The sequence below is a fragment of the Candidatus Magnetominusculus xianensis genome, assembly GCA_001541255.1.
Classification (GTDB): domain Bacteria; phylum Nitrospirota; class Thermodesulfovibrionia; order Thermodesulfovibrionales; family Magnetobacteriaceae; genus Magnetominusculus; species Magnetominusculus xianensis.
Genome location: LNQR01000035.1, coordinates 18,184 through 39,123, shown reverse-complemented (window position 1 = coordinate 39,123; position 20,940 = coordinate 18,184). Strand labels below are relative to the sequence as shown.

The window sequence follows — 20,940 nt, the reverse complement described above, 5'->3', positions numbered from 1 at the left end:
AGTGTACCTGCCAAATTTTATTAAAACAATTCATTCGATAGAAATTGAAACTGCCGTTAAGTTAATTGCTTACGCAATTGCCCTCACAGGTTTTATAAGCGTAGCTGCAGATGTGGAATATGTCTACAGCGCGCTCTTCCTCCTTGTGGTTGTCATTGCCATGTACCTTGATTATAGGAGAAGCGCTGACGCTCAATTTGAAGGCTATGTGCCGCGTTGGGTTATCAATGGGTTGTCTGTTGTTGTGATAATCTTATCAGTGTTCCGGATGTATGGCGATGACCTTGTGGAACCGGCAGTTGAGGCATTGTTAATCCTGCTGTCGATAAAATTTCTTGAGAAGAGGAGATTCAGGGATTACATGCAGATTTTTCTTATCTCACTGTTTTTGCTTGCCGGGGCTGCCTTGTTGTCGATAGACCTGTCATTTTTCCTGTATTTTATAATATTTTTCTTTCTTATCTCATCGGCCATAGTGCTGCTCACATATTATTCACAGTCCCCTGAACTCATTATTCAAAAGGATGTGTTTATAAAAATTGTCTTAAAGACGATGGTGATTCCGCTTTTTGCTATCCCCATGGCCGCGATTATTTTCTTAGTCCTGCCGCGAACGGATTACCCGTTTTTCAATTTTTTAAACCGCTCAGGCAAGGGCAGATCGGGCTTTACTGACAGCGTTACGCTTGGCGGTGTCTCCTCAATTCAACAGGACTCAAGCGTGGTATTCAGGGCAACTATGGAAAAACTGGATGACGACCAGCTCTACTGGCGCGGTGTGCTGCTTGATGTCTTTGACGGTGAATCATGGAAGTCATCACTTACGGAAGACCCTGCTGCCCCACAGAACAAACCAGGCAGACCGATACTCAAAGGCAGGCAAATCGCACAGACTATATATCTCGAGCCATACGGAAATAAATACATCTTTGCCCTTGACAAGCCCACACATATATTTCTAAAAAACCTCCACTCCCCAGGCGGCTTCATTTATCTTACAAAAGAACCAATAAAAAGCAAACTGCGCTATGATGCCGTCTCAGTGATAGAAGAAGGGCAGTCCGGCCCGGTTGAGCCGCTGCCCGATATAGAAAAATACCTGAAACTGCCTAAGAACATCCCGTCTGAGATTATAAGGCTTGCCCGGTCGCTTACCAAAGACCGGCAGGGCGCCACGGTTGATGCAATATTGACATATCTCAGAGACGGCAGCTACTCCTATACGCTTGACAACCTGCCCGTGACCCAGTCGCCGCTGAGTGAATTCCTGTTTAAGACAAAGTCAGGCAACTGCGAGTACTTTGCCTCGGCAATGGCCGTAATGCTTCGCTCTGTAGGCATTGCTGCAAACGTAGCCGGAGGCTACAAGGGCGGGCAGTATAACACCATCGGGGGCTACTATCTGGTCATGCAAAAAAATGCCCACGTCTGGGTAGAGGCATATGTTGGCAGCGAGGGCCAGGACGGAGGAAAATGGACACGTTATGACCCCACCCCAGCCGCCGCCTTCTCTTTCGATATGGAATCAAAGGACTCTTTTCTCAGGGCATTTAAGACCTCTTTTGATGCACTTGACTATTATTGGAGCGTATTTGTGATAAACTACAACTTTGACAGACAGTTGTCGATGCTGAAGAAACTCAGGACTAATACCAGGATACCTGTCTTGAGAGCGTCTCTGGCACAAATCCAGGCCCGTTTAAAACAGGGGGCATCGGCTGCCGCGGCAGTCATGGCAGTAATATTATTAATCGTCGCGCTCAGGCACGTCTTTTTTAATAAAACCCCGGAAGAAAAAAGACTGCTTGGCAGCTTTCTCAGGAAACTCAGCAAGTTAGGATTCGTGAAAAAACCGTCCGATGGCCTTGAGGAATTTGTATTGACCATAACAGATGAGGGGCTGCGGCGGCAGTCTGGTATTTTTATAGCAGAGTTCGAGAAGATATACTACAAAGATGAGAGATTCACAAAAGAACATGCACACCGCCTCAGCGTGATGCTCAGAGAAATACGACCGTTTAAGAAATAAGGTGGGCAGGCTTTTCCAGTTTGACACCATATCCCGCTATTTGCTACATTAAAATCACAGCATGGGTACAAGTGACGTGGTGGAGGTGAGTATGCTGCTTAAAGACATGACAGTCGAACAACTGGAAGACCTTATTGAGAGAAAGTTCGATGAAAGGCTTAATGATTTTTTCTTTGACGCTGAGGATTATGCAGTTGCCCTTGAAAGGTCAAAGGCTGTGGGACGAAAAAGTCTTACGTCACAGGAAATAAGAGAACAGCTTGGTTTTTAACGTATTGTGGGATGAAGGGACGGCTGAAGAACTTGAGGCAATAGGCAGGGTGAATGCGGAAGCAGTTATCAGCAAGGTAGAAAACTACCTCTCTCAAAATCCTATAAAATTTGGTGTTCCACTGAGAGGGGCGTTTGAAGGTTTATTCAGATATCGCATTGGTAAGTGCAGGGTCATATATGAGCTTGATACCAAAGCCTGCAAAATTACGGTTTTAAGGGTTGGATTCAGGAAGGATATTTATAATGGGTAATGTGTACTTAACAAATTCAGGGGCAAACTCGTGACACATCATATCTATACATTTTTATTCTCTTTGTCAAGGATTACCGAAAAGGCTTTAGGAATTTGTTCAATAGGAGATAATTGAATAACTTCTGCGTATTTCATTTTTCAGCCCTCGAAAATGTCTTTGATATTGACTTGAAGCCCCTCGATGACCTTAGACGTAACCACGCCTTCAATCTCTGCGATGGAGTGTGTTTTATATTTATCATTGTCAAGAGCTAAAATCTCAATGGCATTAAGCTCCGGTACGACTATCCAATACTCCGGCACTTTATATTTTTCATAGAGAACCCTTTTGACTACCATATCCATTTTGTAAGTCCCATGAGATACAATCTCACAGACCATATCTGGGACACCACGAATCCAGTCCTGCTCTATTGCCACATTCTCTTTTCGAATAAACAGGATATCGGGTTGAAGGCGGTTTATCCCTTCTTCTAAGATCACGTCAAGAGGAGAGAAGTACAATTCGCCTAACCCTTTGGCTTCAACATGACGGTTTATTATCATGGTGAGCTTCCTCGTTATTTTTTGGTGTTTCCTAAGTGGACTTGGTGACACAACTTCCTCCCCGTTGATAGTCTCCGTTAAGTCTAAATCTCTCTCGATCGTAAGTATTTGCATGTTGATATTCTACCTTCAATCTGACGGGTTTGTCCATCTCATTTACTGGCAAACATCGCCTAACGCCTCACTTGTTGACCTCAAGGCCCTATATCATCAGGTGCGAACAATGAGTGGAAATCAGCCCGTTTTGGCCGCTAATTTATTAATCTCAATGCGTACAGCGCTTGCCATAAACTCAGCGGCGGTTTTAAGTGCCTCTTCGTCAAAGTCAAAATTCGGGTTGTGAAGCGGGAAGCCTTCGTGCCCTTTTTTGCGCGCCCCGAAGCGCACAAAACATCCTGGCACTTTCTCAAGGAAAAAGGCAAAGTCCTCTCCCCCCATGCTTGGCGTTGGATAGATAACCACGTTATCACTGCCTGATACCAGAGCGGCAGCCTCCCGTGCCGACTCAAACTGTCCCGGGTGATTTATCAACGGTGGATAGCCGTCGTGAAACTTTACTCCGATTTTTGCCCCATGCAGGGCTTCCAATGACGACGCCAGCAGCTTCAATTTCTCAAATATCATCTGCCTTGTCCCGTCGTCAAGCGTCCTTATTGTTCCTTTTAACAGGCAATGTTCGGCTATAACGTTGTTTACTGTGCCGCCTTTAATCTCTCCTATTGTGATAACGGCGGGTTTCAGAGGATCAACGCTGCGTGAGATAATAGTCTGAATCTGCATTACCATTGAACACGCAATCATAACTGCATCAACAGCCTCGTGCGGGCGTGCCGCGTGACCGGCCCTGCCTGTTATTTCCACATCAAAGCCGTCGGTGTAGGCGGTGTTGACGCCGGGTGTCAGTATTATCTTCCCAGGCTCAAAGCGCGGGTCTATGTGGCCTGCAAATATGGCATCTACGCCATCGAGAATGCCTTCTGCTATCATAGGTTTTGCCCCGCCTGAGCCCTCTTCATTGGGTTGAAAGATGAAGACTACGCGGCCATCGGGCGGATCTTCTTTAAGCAGATATGCCGCACCAAGCACAATCGCCACATGCCCGTCATGCCCACAGGCGTGCATAACCCCCGGCGTCTCAGATGCAAAGGGAAGCCCCGTACACTCAGTAACTGGCAGCGCGTCCATGTCAGCACGCAGGGCAACTACAGGGCCATGTGTCCCAAGAAATCCGGCAACGCCTGTTTGGGCAATAGCTGTCTTAAACTCAATGCCAAGCTCAACTAGTTTAGCTGTAATCAGGGCTGCGGTCTTGTGCTCATTAAACCCAAGCTCCGGGTGCCGGTGGATTTCCCGCCGTATTGCCCTCATCCAACCTATAAGATCGTTCACTGTGTCCTCCTGATGATTTTTCTTTTAAACGTCTTTACTATATAATTAACCTCTTCACTTTTTAGCACATATGCCGCAGCAAAGTAAACCACCGTACACACTGTGATTATAAGGGTAAGATACAGGGATTTTACGAGAAAATGCCCTGAGCTGTCCCACTGCCTGAGATTCACCAGATACCATCCGGCAACACCCATCAATACCGAAGACAGAAGCGTCTTCATAAAAGACCACACAATCCCTCTGATGGCGATGTGTTTGAGTTTCTTGTTTAGGAAATAAAACAAGGCAAGAAAGTTTGCCGAGGCCGACAGTGCATTTGCCAGCGCCAGACCTGCAAATGACAGGTGTTCCATCAGAATGACACTCATCGAGATATTTATGATAAGTGTGAACACGGCAGCCCTGACAGGTGTCTTTGTATCCTGCATCGAATAAAATGTCGATGCCACAACACGCACCCCAACCATAGCCCAAATCCCTGTGCAATAATAGAGCAGTGCTGTAGTAGTGCCTCGCATGGCCTGATAATCAAAGTGACCGTGCTGAAACAGTACATTTACAATGGGTTGACTTAACGAAATCAGCCCTATCATCGAGGGAATAGTAATCGAAAAGAGGAGTTTTAGAGAGAATGTAAAATCCTTCGTAAGGCTGTCGAAATCCCCTCTTGCCGCGTGTTCAGACAGCGACGGCAGTACGGCCATCCCCATGGCAACGCCAAAGACTCCAACGGGGAATTGAATCAGGCGCATGGCATAGTATAGGTATGTTATGCTGCCTGTGGGCAGATATGATGCCAAAATAGTGCTGATAAATATATTCAACTGCGACACCGACGTACCAATGGCAGCAGGCAGGACGAGCAGTCCGATTTGTTTCAGCCCGGGGTGGCTGAAGTTAAAACTTGGCCTTAATGAAAATTCATTTTTATAAAACGTCGGCACTTGTGAGGCAAATTGAAAGAATCCGCCAACCGTAACCCCTATGGCAACAACCATCGAGTGGTCTGCTAATACGAAATAAAGTGCGGCTATCGTTGAAATTATTCCAATATTAAACCATGTAGAGGCCATAGCGGGCACAAAAAAGATCTTCCGCGAGTTCAATGCGCCCATAACAATGGCTGAAATGCTTACAAAAAATAAAAAAGGAACCATTATGCGTGTAAGAAGGACTGTTTGGGTGAACTTCGCAGGGTTTGCAGAAAACCCGGGTGCAATTATATTCACTATTTGAGGGGCAAAGAAAATCCCCACTAAACAGACCAACCCTGACAAGACAGCGATAAACGTGAAGGCAGACCTGACTAACATGGCAGCAGCAGATTGTCCTTTAGTGGCATTATATTGTGAGAGAACGGGGATTACACCCGATGACATTGAGCCTTCAGCAAACAGTTCCCTAAGGAGATTCGGCACCCTGAATGCTACAAAAAAGGAATCAGACAACCCCCCTGCGCCCAAAAAACGGGCTACAAGCATATCTCTGGCAAAGCCCAGTATACGGCTGATTGATGTGGCAGCGGTCATGGAAAACGCTGACCTTGCTATAGCGCTCTTTTCAGTCACACTGGTCAGACTTCTCGGGAGAACCCTACCGTGTTTTTCAAGGCATTTCGCGCGTCTTCAATCGACAGGCCATCTTTCAGAAACCCCAGGGTGAGGGTAGTGAGTATTGCCCGCATCATATCGACAAAGTTGACATTATCTAGTTCGAGGGAATATAAGAACTCTGTGCTGGTGAGGGTCTTTTTCAGTTCTAAGTCATCCGGCAGCCGCTCCGCTATGAACCTGCTGTATGTCAGGACAGTTTGATTTGTGGCAAGCCAGTAAAACAGTGTATAGATGTAATCGACATAGAAGTTCGTCGAATACTCATCCATATTGAAGTTGGCAAGGGTTGTGAGAACCTCCTCTTTGAGGTCTTTTCTATAATCCACTATTGAATACTGCACCTCGCCGGTCAACACCTGCAGGGGTGAAAATTTCCAGTCCATATTGATTTGCCCTCAATGTAATATCTTCTAAATTTTCAGATTAGGTAGATGCCGGGCGTGTCAAGTTCAGGCAACCTCTCTATAACAACATACCGGCCCTCACTGGCGCAAGGCTGCCGCCTTTGGCTGCAAGACGGCCATTGACAAATACGTATTCTATGCCCTCCGGGGCACTCCACGGTTGTGCATAGTCTGATGTATCTCTGATTCGCTTTTCATCAAAGAGTGTGATGTCGGCATATGCGTTTTCCCTCAGCACTCCGCGGTCTTTTAATCCAAACGTCTCTGCAGGCAGGCCAGTAATCTTTCTTATTGCCTCAGTCAGGGGCATCAGTCCCTCAGACAGGACATATTTACTCAAATACCTGGGGAAACTCCCAAAGCCTCGCGGGTGCGGTTTTCCAGATTGACCATTTGAGCCATTGTGCTGTGAAATTGGTCTTATAGTGCTGTCAGACCCTACCATACAGTTCGGCAATGACAGTATGCGCCTCAGATTGTCCTCGTTCATTGAGAAAAATATAGCATCTACGGCAAGGCGTTCCTCAAGTAACAGGTCAATGGCGAAGTCTATGGGTTTAGCCCCTGCCCCTGCTGCGGCATCGGCGATGGTCATCCCCTCAAGGTGCCGGTTTTTTTCAGTTTTTACTGATGACACAAGGACTCCCTTCCAGTAGTCATCGTTTTCACGAAAGGCGGCAGTCTCCGCCTTGATTTTCTTTAACTCAGTGGGGTTTGACAACCGTGCCAGCTCTGCCTCGTCTCCGCCTTCATATGTCCACGAGGGGAGTGCCGTGTCCAGCGAGGTCTGTGAGGCCGTGTATGGATAGCGGTCACAGGTAATCTTGATACCCTCAGCGGCGGCGTCTGCAATTAACCTGAGTACGGCGTCAATTTTGTGCCAATTGTGCTTGCCCGCTGTTTTCAGGTGAGAGATGTGAATCTTTATGCCGGTTTGCCTTCCAATTTCGATGGTGTCTTCGATGGACTCTATAATGGCGTCGCTTTCGCTCCTCATGTGGGTTGCATAAATCAGGTCTGAGACGCCTGATTGTCTTATCAGTTCGATAAGCTCGGCGTTTGATGAGTATACGCCGGGTGAGTATATCAGGCCTGTAGACATTCCGATTGAGCCGTGAGTAACAGATTCCCGCAGAAGTGCCGCCATATTTGCAATATCTGCCCCTTCCGCCGCCTGGTTTTTGTATCCAAGCACAGAGGCACGGATGTTTCCATGCCCTGTAAGGGTGGAAAAATTTATGGCAGGTTTGGCCTCAGAAAGGACTTTGTTGTACTCTTTAAAGGTCTGCCAGCGCTTTTGTACCTTGTGAAGGAGGAATTCCTTCTCCAGATTCTGCCTTGCTTCATTGTAAATCGGCGCTGCTGAAAACCCGCAGTTGCCGTTTATCTCCGTTGTAACGCCCTGGAGGAGTTTAGAGTCTGCCTCAGGATGACTTGTAAGGCTGAACTCAGAATGGCTGTGTACGTCAATAAAGCCTGGGGAGGCGATAAGTCCATCGGCGTCAATAGTAAGTTCGGCTGCCGCGTTTACAGTGTCTGAGACGAAGGCAATCTTTTTGCCTGTGATCCCAATGTCAGCAGAGTACGGCTGCCTGCCGGTGCCGTCGTAAATTAGTGCATTTTTAATTAATATGTCTAACATAGTTCTCCTTAATTATTACTGTTGTCCGTTAGTTCGCCAAATATTTTTTCCGGTGAATTGATAATCTCCCCAAGCATGGGTATGGCAAGAGAGGCAGAAAGCCGTGCCCTGTCTATCAGTCCTGTGGGACGGGCATCAGCGGCCTTTTCCCTGAAATCACGCTTCAGCCGCAGGACAATTGCAGGAAATGCCTTTAAAGTCATACCAGTAATCTCCACAAAATCCGCAACCGACGACTTTCCGGCGGTCTTTCCCCGTGATTTTGATGAAGGCATCATCCTGTTTAACCCAGCAATCATGTCATCAACGCCTGTGGTGAGCATCAGGATTTTTGCACCTACTATCATCAGAAATACCCGAGCGGTCTTCACAATCGCATCATTAAGCCCCTCGTGAGTTATGTCCACACCGGCAAATGACACAATAACCCTGCCGCCGGTAAAACACAGCCCACTCATAAACGTTATGAACAGAAAAATGGAAACCGGCACAATGCCCCTGCGAACTGCCTTGTCAGGATATAGGAAAAAAAAACATGCAGCGGCTGCGCTTGATATAATAAAAAACTGTAGATCCTTCATTAAAAATGTGACCGCAATGAAAATCACATAAAGGGTAATCTTAAATTCAGGTGAAAATTTCATCTGCCGGTAATGTATTGGTGGCTGCCTATTTTTTATGTGCCGATGCCCTAGCGTACTGTGGGGAGTCAGGCAGTGAGCTAATGTACTTATTGATGCCGTAGGCGATGGCCCCGGCCAAAAGCTCCTTGTACTCATCAGTGCTAAGGAGTCTCTCTTCTGTGGGGTTAGTAATATATGATATCTCTACCAGGGCTGCTGGCATGGATGCCCCGACTAAAACATAGAACAATGCCTGTTTGACTCCATGGTCGGTTACGCCTCTGTGCTTTTTGCCGACTTTGGAGATAAGTGACTTTTGAATATAATGGGCAAGGTGCAGCGATTCATCACGCTTGCTCTCTCGCGCCAAAGATGCCAGAATGAGACCCAGGTCAGACTGCACCTCTTTCATCTGCTTCATGGAGATGGCATTCTCACGGGCAGCCACGCGCATGGCCTCATCGGAGTTGGAAAAGTTCAGAAAGTATGTCTCTATCCCCTTTATGGTTGGCGAGTTGTTTGCATTAGCGTGAATGGAGACAAATAAGTCTGCCCTCTTACCGTTAGCAATAGCAGTACGCTCATCCAACGATATGAACTGGTCGTCTGAACGTGTCATATGCACATCAAAATAATATTTTTCCCTGAGTAACCTTGCAAGCTGCTGAGATATATCGAGGACAACATCCTTTTCTTTGAGGCCGTTTTTGCTCAAAGCCCCGGGGTCGTGCCCGCCGTGCCCTGGGTCTATGACTATAGTCTTTCTGGTTATCATTGGTTCGCTCTGCCGTGCCGATTTGGTCTTGTGCCTGCCTGTTTCGATGGGTGGTTTGACTACCTCGTGAGTTTTCTCTGTAGTTCTATCGGTCTCAGGTATCTTTTCAGTTATTTTTTCATGTGTTTTTTCAGGTTCAGGCGCTTTCGCTAGTTCTTTAGCTGGTTTAGCTGCCTCTTTAACTACCTCTGGTTCTTTAACTACTTCCGGTTCTTTAATCGGTTCTTTAGTAATTGCGGCTTCTTTGGTTACTGAGGTTACCGGCGGTTCATTAGCTGCACCTGCAGTTGCGGCTGGGGCATCTGCGGGTTTATCAATGCTGTCCTTTTCGGCTGGGGCTGCCTCTCTTACCCCGTATATATCTACAACAAGTCTGTCTGGATTTATTAATGTGAAAATCTTATAGTCCTCGTAATTGTCAAGGTCAACAACTACCCTGACTGTTTCCTTGTCGAACTGTCCGACCCGGATTCTTTTGACGATTGAGTTATCGACATCGACTTGCCTCTTCATAAAGTTCAGCACTGAGGCATGTTCGATATCGAAATATATCTTCTTGCTGTCTTTAAGCTCGCCTTTTTTGAATTTTGTCAGAGAAACAAGGTCGATGACGACTCGCACATAGTCCTTTGAGGCAAAATAGCGGATGTCTTTTATCTGAGTTATAGGCGTAGCGCTGGCGCGCGACATGCCATAATAACATCCTATGGCAACGCATACAAACAGAACGATATATAGGAAACGGCGCAGCATCAGACCGCCTTGACCCCCTTAAGAGACGGCAGAGCCTCAAGAATAGTCTTTTCGACCCAATTTTTCATCGTAAGACCAGACATTGGGCATGTCTCGCATGAACCGAGCAGCTTAACATACAACATATCGTTCTTCACGCCGATGACTTCAATCCCCCCGCCCTCGGCCTTGAGCTTTTCACTAACCTTTTCTATAACTCTGTCCAGAGCTTCTTTATCCACTATGTATTCAACCTCATACTTAATTATATCACATAGCTCACTATTTTACTAATACATTTATACGTATCGGCGCACAATAATATTTCTTTAGGAAAAGACAGTCTGGGGTGAGCTCATTATTGTTACTGAGACCTTAGCGGTCTGACAACATCATGTCTATATTCCCTGTCAGATTGAGCTTAATATTTCCTATTAGTTCGATAGCGTTAAACTGCCCGTCCTGCCATGGGTAATAAAGCTGTATGGCACGTGATGAGCCGCTCTTATCGCGTACAGGCTGGGAAGTAAGCCTTAAAGACCTTGTAACCAGCGCACTTGCAATATCTTTATACGCTGAAGCACACACTTGCTGCATGTTGTCGGCTGCGTTTGATGAACACCAGTTCTTCCACGCTGTTAAGCGGCAATCATCGTGTACTTTGACTGTAAGCTCCTTCATGTTTGAAAGCCGGTAGCTTACCACTATGTATGCCCCTGTTGAGTGCATGGAGGCATAAGCGCTGCCTCTTAAATCCAGACCGGCCTGAGTAAGCTCTGTAAGAGCTTTATCAATATCTATATTCTTATCAAGAGGAAAGACAGCCTCTACGTGCTGTATAAGCATAAAAACAGGTTTATCAGCGCTTTGGTCAGCTCCTGCATCCCCTCGTTTGTTTTTTACTTCAATGGTGCGCACTAGTTCCTGTAAGTTTAGACGGCCTGTTTTATTTTTTACGATGTCGTCCAGATGTTTGACTTTTTTATCAATTTCTTTAGATGCCTTTACAGCGTCTGCATCATCAGCTCTTAGCGTTCCCTGTATAACTGCGATATCTGGTTTGAGGACAGCGTTGCACTCTGAGTTTATCTGTTTATTGTAAGCCCTCATTATAAATGTATATTTGGAATTCTGCACATCGGACAAACCTTTTTCCTGTGCCAAGAGATCACCAGTCAAAATTATCAGGCACACAACAAAACAAAAGCCAAATTTCACTATAGTCATAGGGCACTCTCCTTAATACAAAATTGTAATACCCATACAGTTATGTCAGTATTTACCGTCAGGGATATTTTACCATAATGACATGTTGTTTTTCAGGGCAATTAAGTCTGCGATACCACATTTAAAACCTCGTAAGCCATGTTGTGCGCCTCCTAAACTATATGCTATTTCAATCGTTTTATGTTAAAATCCACCTAATGTTAGAAGATAATAATAAGGCAATGACCGCAGACCCCTCAATTCTCGGTGTAAAGAGATACTCTCTGGCCGACAGAAAGAGCAAGGTAGCCATTGAGAAGATTGGCAGACCATATGAGCGTGGTGGGCTTTTTTGGGAGTTCTTATCAAGCCTCCCAGATATTCTTGCAGCGGCAGACCTGAGGCGTGCGGCAGCGCGTATCTCTGAAGCGCACAAAAATGGCCGTCCAGTCATTCTGGGCATGGGCGCTCACCCTATTAAAGTCGGCATATCACCCATTATCATAGACCTGATGGAGCGCGGCATTATAACTGCCCTTGCCACAAACGGGGCGTCTATTGTGCATGACTTCGAGCTTGCCTATGCCGGGTTTACATCCGAGGACGTAGCGGCAGAGCTGTGTAAGGGACAATTTGGCATGGCCGAAGAGACCGGCGTTATGCTTAATACCGCTATCGTTAAAGGTGTTGAAAAAGGTCTTGGGCTTGGGAAGGCAATCGGCTCTTTTATTCTCCATGACAAGGCCATTAAAAATAAGGAGATCAGCATCTTTGCGCGCGCCTGTGAGTTAGGGCTGCCCGTAACGGTGCATGTCGCAGTTGGAACTGACATCATTCATATGCACCCGGAAGCCGATGGAAGGGCTATAGGGGAGGGAAGCCTGCGGGATTTTCGTCTCCTTGCTACGCTTATCAGAGGGCTTGAGGGCGGTGTGTTCATAAACCTTGGCTCTGCCGTTATAATACCGGAGGTCTTTATGAAGGCACTTAATCTGGCTAGAAATACCAGCCCCGGCGATAATATTGAGCGCTTTACAGCCATTAATATGGACTTTATAAGCCACTACAGGGCGCAGGTCAATGTGCTGAAAAGACCGGCCCACAGCAGCGATTCGGCCATTAACCTCATAGGCCACCATGAGATAATGTTCCCGCTCTTAGCGGCTGCCATTAAAGAAACCCTGAAAGGACAAGACGGCGATGGAAGTTAAAAAGCTACTAGATGAGTCAAATCAGTATATTATGGACACATATAAGCGTTTTCCGGTTGTGATGGTCAAGGGCAGAGGGATGAAGCTCTGGAGCGCCGACGGCAAGGAGTATCTGGATTTTATGGCCGGTATTGCCGTAAACATACTGGGACACTGCCACCCACGTCATGTAGTCGCCATTCAGAAACAGGCACAGAAGCTCGTGCATGTATCAAACCTGTACCACAACGAATTTCAAATAAAGCTGGCCAAGCTGCTGTGTGATTATTCATTTGCCGACAGGGTATTCTTTTCTAATTCCGGCGCTGAGGCAAACGAGGCAGCGATAAAGCTGGCAAGAAAACACTCGAAAGGACGTTTCGGCGTGGAGAAAATCGGTATAATCACCGCATTAAATTCGTTCCACGGCCGCACGCTGGCAACACTGACGGCTACGGGGCAGCCGAAATTTCACGTCGGCTTTGAACCGCTTTTGCAGGGGTTTTCCTATGTCCCGTTTAACGACTATGAGGCCCTTAAGTCGGCTATCGATGAGAACACCTGTGCCGTTATGCTTGAGCCGATACAGGGTGAGGGCGGCGTTAAAATGGCCACAGATAATTATTTTAAACATGTCCGTGACCTCTGTACCAGACTAGGGATTTTGTTGATCTTCGACGAGATACAAACCGGCACAGGCAGGACAGGGACGTTGTTTGCCTATGAGCAATACGGCATAGAGCCAGACATTCTGACACTTGCTAAGGGGCTTGGAGGCGGTGTACCAATCGGGGCAACGCTGGCACGTGAGGAAGTGGCAAAGGCATTTACCGCTGGAAGCCACGGCTCTACATTCGGCGGTAACCCGCTTGCCTGCGCAGCTGCCCTTGAAACGCTTGAGACCCTGCTTGAGGACGGCATCATGCTCAGTGAATGCAGGAGAATGGGGGAGTATTTCATGGATTCTCTCCTGAAATTACAGAAACAGTTCCCCAAGGTAATCACAGATGTCAGAGGAAAGGGGCTGTTAATCGGCATGGAGCTTACCAGGGATTGCTCAATGGTGGTTCAGGCATGTTTTGAGCGCGGTGTATTAATAAACTGTACGGCAGGAAACACGCTGAGATTCATGCCCCCTTTGATCGTGACGGAGGAGGACATTGACCGCCTTGTAACCGTGTTAAAAGAGATAATGGAGCGGCTGTCGTGAAAAAAAGGGACTTCCTTACTATAAGAGACTTTACGGCCTCTGAAATTACCGCGCTGCTGGATAGGGCAACAGAGTTTAAAAGCGGAAAGGCAGCGGGCAAAAAACCCCTGCTTGGGCGCAGCATAGGGATGTTGTTTTATAAGACCTCAACCAGAACAAGGGTTTCATTTGAGGTTGGCATATACCAGCTTGGCGGGCAGCCGCTTTACCTCACACAAGGTGAGAGCCAGTTAAGCAGAGGTGAGCCGATTGCAGACACTGCACGTGTGTTTTCACGCTATCTCAACGGTATAGTCATACGCACGTTTGAGCATAAGATCGCAGCCGAATTTGCCGCGTATTCGTCTGTCCCTGTGATAAACGGCCTTACCGACACACACCATCCATGCCAGATTCTGGCTGACTTAATGACAATAAAAGAAAAAAAAGGCCGCCTCAAAGGCATTAAGATTGCCTACATAGGAGACGGCAATAACGTGGCGAACTCCTTGATAGAAGGGGCAGCACAAATGGACATGGAACTAAACATTGCCTCACCTGAAGGCTATGCCCCGGCGCCAGACATATTAGACACACAGGCCCGTATAAACGTTGTGCAAGACCCGAAAGACGCCGCCACAGGCGCCGATGTCCTCTATACCGATGTCTGGATAAGCATGGGCGACAAGGACGACATCGCAGATAAACAACAGAAATTCGCAGGCTATCAAATAAACGACAACCTCCTGTCATACGCCAAACCTGATTGCATAGTGTTGCACTGTCTTCCAGCGCACAGGGGACAGGAGATAACCGCCTCTGTCATCGAAGGCCCTCAAAGCGCCGTATTTGACCAGGCAGAAAACCGTCTTCACACGCAAAAGGCCGTGCTGGAAATGCTGATTGAATGATGTTGTAACAAAAATAATATGTCACAGGGAAACAAACTGTCAGATAAAGTGATGATAATACCCCTTGGCGGGGTCGAGGAAATCGGCGCGAACATGACCTTGTTCGAGACACACAACGACATGATTATCGTCGATACCGGACTGATGTTCCCCGATGATGACCTGCTTGGCGTTGACTTCGTTATCCCCGACTACGGTTATGTCATCGAGAGAAAGAACAAACTCAGGGGAATAATAATAACGCACGGTCATGAAGACCACACAGGGGCGCTGCCCTTTCTCCTTCGCGACCTCGGCACCGCTGTTCCTGTCTATGGCACTTCGCTTACGCTTGGCCTGATCAAAGACAAAATAAAAGAACATAACGTAAAGAATATTAACTTCGTTAAAATAAAGCCCAAGGACAAGGCAGAGCTTGGCGATTTTGTAGTGGAATTCATCAGGGTAACTCACAGCATAGCAGACGGCGTGGGGCTTGCTATCACCACCCCTGCCGGAGTAATAATTCACACCGGGGATTTTAAGTTTGACTCCTCGCCGGTGGATAACGAACTGCTGGATTTCGGCAGCTTTTCAGAATATGGAGAAAGAGGCGTCCTTGCCATGCTCTCAGACAGCACAAATGCTGAAAAACCCGGCTTTACCCCGTCAGAAAAGATTGTAAAACGGGCATTTCATGACATATTTTCAAAGGCTGGCGGCAGGATCATCATAGCCACCTTCGCGTCAAACATCCACAGGATTCAGCAGGCCATAGATGTTGCCGCCGAATTTGGTAAAAAGATCATCCTCTGCGGCAGGAGCATAATCTCTAACGCCAAGATTGCCATTGACCTGGGCTACCTGACAATGAACGGCAACTCATGGCTGAAAGTAGAGCAGATTAACTCCCTTGCCCCGAACGAGACCGTTATCATCACAACAGGCAGCCAGGGCGAACCTATGAGCGTTCTGACACGCATAGCAATGAACGAACACAAACACATCAAGGTTGCCCCGGCAGACACAGTAATAATCTCCGCGCGGGCAATCCCTGGAAACGAGCGCGCAGTGGGCAGGATTATTAACCACCTATTCAGGCGTGGCGCTAATGTCATCTATGACAAAATCTCCGAGGTGCATGTCTCAGGGCACGCCTCTCAGGAGGAGCTGAAACTGATGATAAACATAGTTAAGCCCCGTTATTTCATACCCATTCATGGAGAATACAGACACCTCGTCTATCACTCCAAGCTGGCAGAGGGACTTGGCATCCCGCGCCAAAACATCTATATATTGGAAGATGGCTGCGTCCTTGAGCTGTCTCAAACTGGGGCGTCCCGTATAAACAGTGTACCGGCTGGTCGTGTGTCTATCGAGGGCAAAGGCTTTGGCGATATAGGCGACATGATTCTTAAAGACAGGAGGCGGCTGGCCCAGGACGGTTTTGTCATCGTAGTCCTGACAGTCAACAAGGAAACAGGCCGCGTAGAGGAAGGCCCAGAATTCATTACAAAGGGTTTTATATTTGAACACAACACAGGCGACATGGCAAAGGAGGCGGCTAATATTATCTACTCTATTGCCGCCAATCCAGACGAAGGCACGCACGGCGATATGAACGTCCTGCACGCGAAAATCCTGAGTGCCCTGAAGAAATACATTAGAAATAAGACAGACAAGCGTCCTATGATAATGCCGGTTATAGTGCCGGTATAAGCGCAAGCCATGTTAAGATAACGGGAGATATAACGCAGATGGAAATCCTACAGTCAATTCTGATGGGAATAGTGCAGGGGGTTACCGAGTTTCTGCCGGTAAGCAGCACCGCCCATCTGATTCTCGTGCCGTGGTTTTTGGGCTGGGGGGGCGTAATTAACTCGATGTCCTTTGATATAGCCCTGCATGTGGGCACGTTGTTAGCGCTGCTGATAGTGTTTTTCAAGGACTGGCTAGAGATACTGCTGAGGAAGCAGAGGCTCTTAATGCTCCTTGTAATAGCCACAATACCGGGGGCGGTTGTGGGTAAGCTCCTTGATAAATTTGTAGACTCCCATCTTAGAAGCCCCTGGGTAATTGCGGCTTCCCTCGTAGTGGTCGGCATCGTTATGTATCTTGCAGAAAAACAGAGCATTAAACTCACCGGAGTGAACGACCTGTCGGTCACTGACGCGGTGATTATAGGCGTGTCGCAGGCAATAGCCATAATCCCCGGTGTTTCCAGAAGCGGGATAACCATATCAAGCGGTCTTATTCTGGGAATGAAGAGGGATGAGGCCGCCCGTTTTTCATTTCTCATGTCAACGCCGATAATTGCCGGGGCGGCAGCGCTGCACGGCATTCACATGCTTAACGGCAGGGGCGAGGCGATAGACCCGAAGATTTTCATTGCCGGAGTTGCGGCCTCTTTTGTGGCTGGGTTAGTTGCTATCACGTGGTTTCTAAAATTTCTGAAAAGATTCTCTTTGACATTTTTTGTCTATTACCGGTTTGTCCTTGCAGTGGTCGTAGTATTGGGAATATGGCTGAAGAAATCGTAACTAATCAGAGAAACGAAATAAGGGGAGTTATAGCCGCCTTATTTGCCGTATTTTGTGCTGTGAGCCTGTTTACACATGATAAGTGGGACCCGTCGCCGTTTACATACACGAATCTTCATCCTCGAAACTATGCAGGCGTTGTGGGGGCATACTTCTCTGACTCGGCGCTTTCACTGATTGGGACGTCTGCTTTTGTGATACCTCTGACGGCATTTATTTACGGCATAAGAAGGCTGCTTGGGGCAAGGAAAAGGGCTGAGATTGTTGTAGGCTTGATGATATTCATCGTGTCTTTTTCGATGGTGCTGTCGCTTTCTGCTATGATATTCGATACGAATACTATAAAGGGTGGGCTTGTCGGTGATGCCATTACCCATTTATTGGATACGTTTTTCTCCATGGTTGGGGCTTTTATAATAAGCCTTGCCGCCCTGTTTACATCAATAATGCTGATGCTTCCACTTAAATCATCGTCATTAGTAATGACAAGGCCTGAACAGGTTATACCCGAAACTCCGGTTGTCAGCCCTGACATCGTAGTTGAGCCAGTAAAAGCAGCCGTTAAAGACAAGAAAACGCCTAAGCCGCCGGAGGAAGAGGTCAAGGAAGAGGTCCAGCACGAGCTAAAAATAATCACTCACACGCCCGAAGAGACCCGCCACGAAGAGCCGCCAACTGAAACAAGGCCTGAAACAAGAATGGTCAGGCAAGCCCTCTCCGCTATCCCCTCTATACAGGCAGCTCATGAAGCTGACATGTACGCGCTGCCCGGCACAGAGCTGTTGAGCGTGGCACAGGTACAAAACAGGGAAATCTCAAAGGATGAGCTGCAGCGGGCGGCTACAATTCTGCGGGAAAAACTATCAGACTTCGGCGTCGAGGGGAAAATCTCCCAGGCACACCCCGGGCCGGTAATCACCATGTATGAGTTTGAGCCAGCGCCCGGCGTAAAAATCAGCAAGGTCGTAGCCCTGTCAGACGACCTGGGCCGTGCTATGGGCGGCATAAAGGTCAGGGTATCCCTGATACCCGGTAAAACCCCCATAGGCATAGAAGTCCCCAACGAACACAGAAACATCGTAAGCCTAAAGGAAATCATAGCCTCTGATAAGTTCACAAAGAAGGCATCGCTCCTCACCCTGTCACTTGGTAAGGACATCTACGGCAACCCCATCGTAGAGGACCTTGCGCGAATGCCCCATCTCCTTGTTGCAGGAACAACCGGCTCAGGCAAGAGCGTGGCGGTCAACTCCATGGTAATGAGCATTTTATATAAGGCCAAGCCCACAGAGGTGCGAATGCTGATGATAGACCCGAAACTCCTTGAGCTGTCTATCTATGAAGGGATACCGCATCTGGTATCAAACGTGATAACCAATCCGAAGGAGGCCTCAGACGCCTTAAAAAAGATGCTCCTTGAAATGGAGCGGCGCTACAGGCTGATAGCCGAACACGGGGCAAGAAACATTGATATGTTTAACGCCTCAGTGCCAGAAGCTGAGAAACTGCCCTACATAGTGATAATTATAGATGAGCTAGCAGACCTGATGTTCACGGCGGCTAAAAATGTGGAAGACTCCATAGTGCGCCTCGCGCAGATGGCAAGGGCAGCCGGAATGCACCTGATAGTGGCCACGCAGCGCCCATCTGTAGATGTCATAACGGGAATAATCAAGGCAAACTTCCCATCAAGAATAGCCTTCATGGTGTCTTCAAAGGTGGATTCGAGGACGATACTTGACACACACGGGGCAGAGAAATTACTAGGGCGCGGCGACATGCTGGTACTAAGCCCTGGGGCAAAGATTCAAAGGGTACACGGCGCCTTTGTTACTGAGGAGGAGATAAAGGCTGTGGTTGACTATGCCAGGGCGCAGGGCAGCCCAGACTATACATTCTTTGACTCGTTAGTGGTGGAGGAGGCAGGCGGCTCAGATGAGACCTCCCAGGAAGAAAAGGACGAGATATATGCCGAGGTCATAAGATATGCCCGTGATGTGGGTGAGGTCTCCATATCATCAATACAGCGGCGTTTTAAGATAGGCTACAACCGCGCGGCAAGGATTGTGGAGATAATGGAGACAGATGGACTCATAGGCCCATCAAAAGGGGCAGGCAAACCCCGCAACTTTGTCTCGGACTAATTCTTCCAACACTTGAATCAGGCCTTGAGCCTTGCCATATCCGTGTGGGGAATAAACATTGCCCCCTGCAACTCGTTCATAAACCCTATGTCTTCGTTCATCTCCTTATATGTTATCAGGTCTGTTATCACTGATATATCATCAAGGAGGCGGCGGTCACGAAGGAGCTGTCCTGCACCGGTAAGCGAGGCATTTTCTATGTGTACAATCCGGTCTTCTGATACATCGGGCAGCAGCCCCAGTGTTTTTACGTCTTTTGCCTTAATATGCGTACCAAGTGCGCCTGTCAGGATAAACTTGTCTATCTCTGAAAAGCTCAACCCTACCGTGCTTGTCATAACGCAGAGAAGGGTAAACATCGCCGCCTTTGACAAGAGAAAATTGTTTATCTCGGTTTGATAGACAACTAACTGCCTGCCGTTGTCGTATTCGTATAAACGAAACCCGGGGCCTTGTGCGTCTGTGACTACGTTTTTCTTCCCAGCTATTAATGCCCCGTTTTGCCCGATTATGCCTGCCTCGTACAGGCTTGCAATAAGGCTTACCATCCCTGTGCCGCAGATGCGCTCCGGGGGAGCGCCGCCTATTGTCTGTAGCTTTACGGTATGAGTTGAATCTATAGACACATCGCATATTGCCCCATCAGCCGCCCGCCCGCCTATCCCGGAGATTCCCTCGTCAAATGCAGGCCCTCCAGCCCCCGCCCCAACCAGTATCCAGTCCTTTGTCCCTACTGCTATCTCTACGTTTGTGCCGATGTCAAGCAGTACGCAAGGCGCCTCAGCCTTATATATGCCAGATGCAATTATGCCAGAGACAATATCACCGCCAACGTAGCTGCCAGAGTTTGGAAACAGGTATATTACCCCTTCGGGATGGATATCTATTGCCAGACTTGCCGGAGACTGAAACCCCGGCGCGTTCACCACGGGGATGTACGGGCTTGTGGGGATGTTATTGACTGGCAGGTTCAGCAAAAAATGCGTCATCGTGGTATTAGCGGCAACTACAAGGGCGTGGACGGCTGCTATTGCGGCGTCTACCCGAAGGGAGTTGATAATGGTATTAATTGCCTCAATCAGACAGTCATGAAGCTCCACAGCCCCGCCCTGCATCGAATAGAACATTCGTGTAAGGATGTCCGCCCCATAGCGCGTCTGTGGGTTTGTCATGACGTGCTTAGATAAAACCAGGCCGGTATCAAGGTCAATTAACTCCCCCCAGATGTTGGTGCTTCCAATGTCAAGCGCCACGCCATACGCCCGCTGGTGCTGTCCTAAGAATACTATCCTGTTATAACCACCACTGACAGGGGCAAGCAGGCCGGTTAAACTATAATCATTATTGCGTAATATTGAAGGCAGCGCCCTGAGAATACTAAGCGGGATATGCAGGTGCGGCTGTCCCAGTGCGGCTTTAACTCTGGCCGCGTCTGAGGTGTTGTCTGTCAGTGACGGCGCGTTTAGTAAAGCTGAGAATTTCCACACTAGTGGATTCAT

At 47.8% G+C, this 20,940-nt stretch carries 19 protein-coding genes; 9 read left to right on the top strand and 10 right to left on the bottom strand.

What is annotated here, in order from left to right; genetic code table 11:
* Position 1: 1 nt before the first annotated feature.
* From ASN18_RS05590 to ASN18_RS05580, 3 genes are all read left to right on the top strand, one after another.
* Entirely contained in the window at positions 2–2,029 is a 2,028-nt protein-coding gene (locus tag ASN18_RS05590; RefSeq protein WP_085051761.1) for a transglutaminase TgpA family protein, read from the top strand.
* A 91-nt stretch (positions 2,030–2,120) separates the two neighbouring features.
* Positions 2,121–2,300, top strand: a complete 180-nt coding sequence (locus ASN18_RS05585; protein ID WP_085051760.1) for a hypothetical protein — start codon at positions 2,121–2,123, stop codon at positions 2,298–2,300.
* Entirely contained in the window at positions 2,290–2,553 is a 264-nt protein-coding gene (locus tag ASN18_RS05580) for a type II toxin-antitoxin system RelE family toxin (RefSeq protein WP_085051759.1), read from the top strand. Before ASN18_RS05585 ends, ASN18_RS05580 begins: the two co-directional genes overlap by 11 nt.
* Before the next feature lie 140 nt (positions 2,554–2,693).
* Here ASN18_RS05580 and ASN18_RS05575 read toward each other — a convergent pair whose 3' ends face one another.
* The 9 genes from ASN18_RS05575 to ASN18_RS05535 form a co-directional block, all read right to left on the bottom strand.
* Positions 2,694–3,215, bottom strand: a complete 522-nt coding sequence (locus tag ASN18_RS05575; protein WP_085051758.1) for a Uma2 family endonuclease — start codon at positions 3,213–3,215, stop codon at positions 2,694–2,696.
* A 120-nt stretch (positions 3,216–3,335) separates the two neighbouring features.
* Complete coding sequence (locus ASN18_RS05570) at positions 3,336–4,490, bottom strand: M20 metallopeptidase family protein (RefSeq protein WP_236861540.1); 1,155 nt, start codon at positions 4,488–4,490, stop codon at positions 3,336–3,338.
* On the bottom strand, positions 4,487–6,061 hold the full coding sequence (murJ, locus tag ASN18_RS05565) for a murein biosynthesis integral membrane protein MurJ (RefSeq protein ID WP_157072849.1): 1,575 nt from the start codon (positions 6,059–6,061) through the stop codon (positions 4,487–4,489). Before murJ ends, ASN18_RS05570 begins: the two co-directional genes overlap by 4 nt.
* Positions 6,062–6,066: 5 nt before the next feature.
* Positions 6,067–6,489: a hypothetical protein gene (locus ASN18_RS05560; RefSeq protein WP_085051756.1), complete on the bottom strand. Its 423-nt coding sequence runs from the start codon at positions 6,487–6,489 to the stop codon at positions 6,067–6,069.
* A gap of 79 nt (positions 6,490–6,568) precedes the next feature.
* Positions 6,569–8,152: an N-acyl-D-amino-acid deacylase family protein gene (locus tag ASN18_RS05555; protein WP_085051755.1), complete on the bottom strand. Its 1,584-nt coding sequence runs from the start codon at positions 8,150–8,152 to the stop codon at positions 6,569–6,571.
* 8 nt (positions 8,153–8,160) lie between these two features.
* Positions 8,161–8,796, bottom strand: a complete 636-nt coding sequence (locus ASN18_RS05550) for an energy-coupling factor transporter transmembrane component T family protein (RefSeq protein ID WP_306688654.1) — start codon at positions 8,794–8,796, stop codon at positions 8,161–8,163.
* A 25-nt stretch (positions 8,797–8,821) separates the two neighbouring features.
* Complete coding sequence (locus ASN18_RS05545; RefSeq protein WP_236861538.1) at positions 8,822–10,240, bottom strand: N-acetylmuramoyl-L-alanine amidase; 1,419 nt, start codon at positions 10,238–10,240, stop codon at positions 8,822–8,824.
* A 62-nt stretch (positions 10,241–10,302) separates the two neighbouring features.
* Positions 10,303–10,524 (bottom strand): NifU family protein, encoded by a 222-nt coding sequence (locus tag ASN18_RS05540; protein ID WP_236861537.1) that lies wholly within the window; start codon positions 10,522–10,524, stop codon positions 10,303–10,305.
* A 133-nt stretch (positions 10,525–10,657) separates the two neighbouring features.
* Positions 10,658–11,509, bottom strand: coding sequence for a hypothetical protein (locus ASN18_RS05535; RefSeq protein WP_085051751.1), 852 nt, complete (start codon positions 11,507–11,509; stop codon positions 10,658–10,660).
* A 197-nt stretch (positions 11,510–11,706) separates the two neighbouring features.
* Between ASN18_RS05535 and ASN18_RS05530 the strand changes: the two genes are divergently transcribed.
* From ASN18_RS05530 to ASN18_RS05505, 6 genes are read left to right on the top strand one after another with little or no spacing between them, the layout of a single operon-like run.
* Positions 11,707–12,699, top strand: a complete 993-nt coding sequence (locus ASN18_RS05530; protein WP_236861536.1) for a GSU2086 family protein — start codon at positions 11,707–11,709, stop codon at positions 12,697–12,699.
* Positions 12,689–13,888 (top strand): acetylornithine transaminase, encoded by a 1,200-nt coding sequence (locus tag ASN18_RS05525; protein ID WP_085051750.1) that lies wholly within the window; start codon positions 12,689–12,691, stop codon positions 13,886–13,888. Before ASN18_RS05530 ends, ASN18_RS05525 begins: the two co-directional genes overlap by 11 nt.
* Positions 13,885–14,778 carry an ornithine carbamoyltransferase gene (gene argF / locus ASN18_RS05520; RefSeq protein ID WP_085051749.1) on the top strand — a complete coding sequence of 298 codons (894 nt, stop codon included), beginning with the start codon at positions 13,885–13,887 and terminating at the stop codon, positions 14,776–14,778. Before ASN18_RS05525 ends, argF begins: the two co-directional genes overlap by 4 nt.
* Before the next feature lie 51 nt (positions 14,779–14,829).
* Complete coding sequence (locus tag ASN18_RS05515; protein WP_236861545.1) at positions 14,830–16,476, top strand: ribonuclease J; 1,647 nt, start codon at positions 14,830–14,832, stop codon at positions 16,474–16,476.
* A 38-nt stretch (positions 16,477–16,514) separates the two neighbouring features.
* Positions 16,515–17,297: an undecaprenyl-diphosphate phosphatase gene (locus ASN18_RS05510; protein ID WP_085051747.1), complete on the top strand. Its 783-nt coding sequence runs from the start codon at positions 16,515–16,517 to the stop codon at positions 17,295–17,297.
* Positions 17,279–19,441 (top strand): DNA translocase FtsK, encoded by a 2,163-nt coding sequence (locus tag ASN18_RS05505; protein WP_085051746.1) that lies wholly within the window; start codon positions 17,279–17,281, stop codon positions 19,439–19,441. Before ASN18_RS05510 ends, ASN18_RS05505 begins: the two co-directional genes overlap by 19 nt.
* A 17-nt stretch (positions 19,442–19,458) precedes the next feature.
* Here ASN18_RS05505 and ASN18_RS05500 read toward each other — a convergent pair whose 3' ends face one another.
* Positions 19,459–20,940, bottom strand: a complete 1,482-nt coding sequence (locus ASN18_RS05500) for an ASKHA domain-containing protein (RefSeq protein ID WP_085051745.1) — start codon at positions 20,938–20,940, stop codon at positions 19,459–19,461.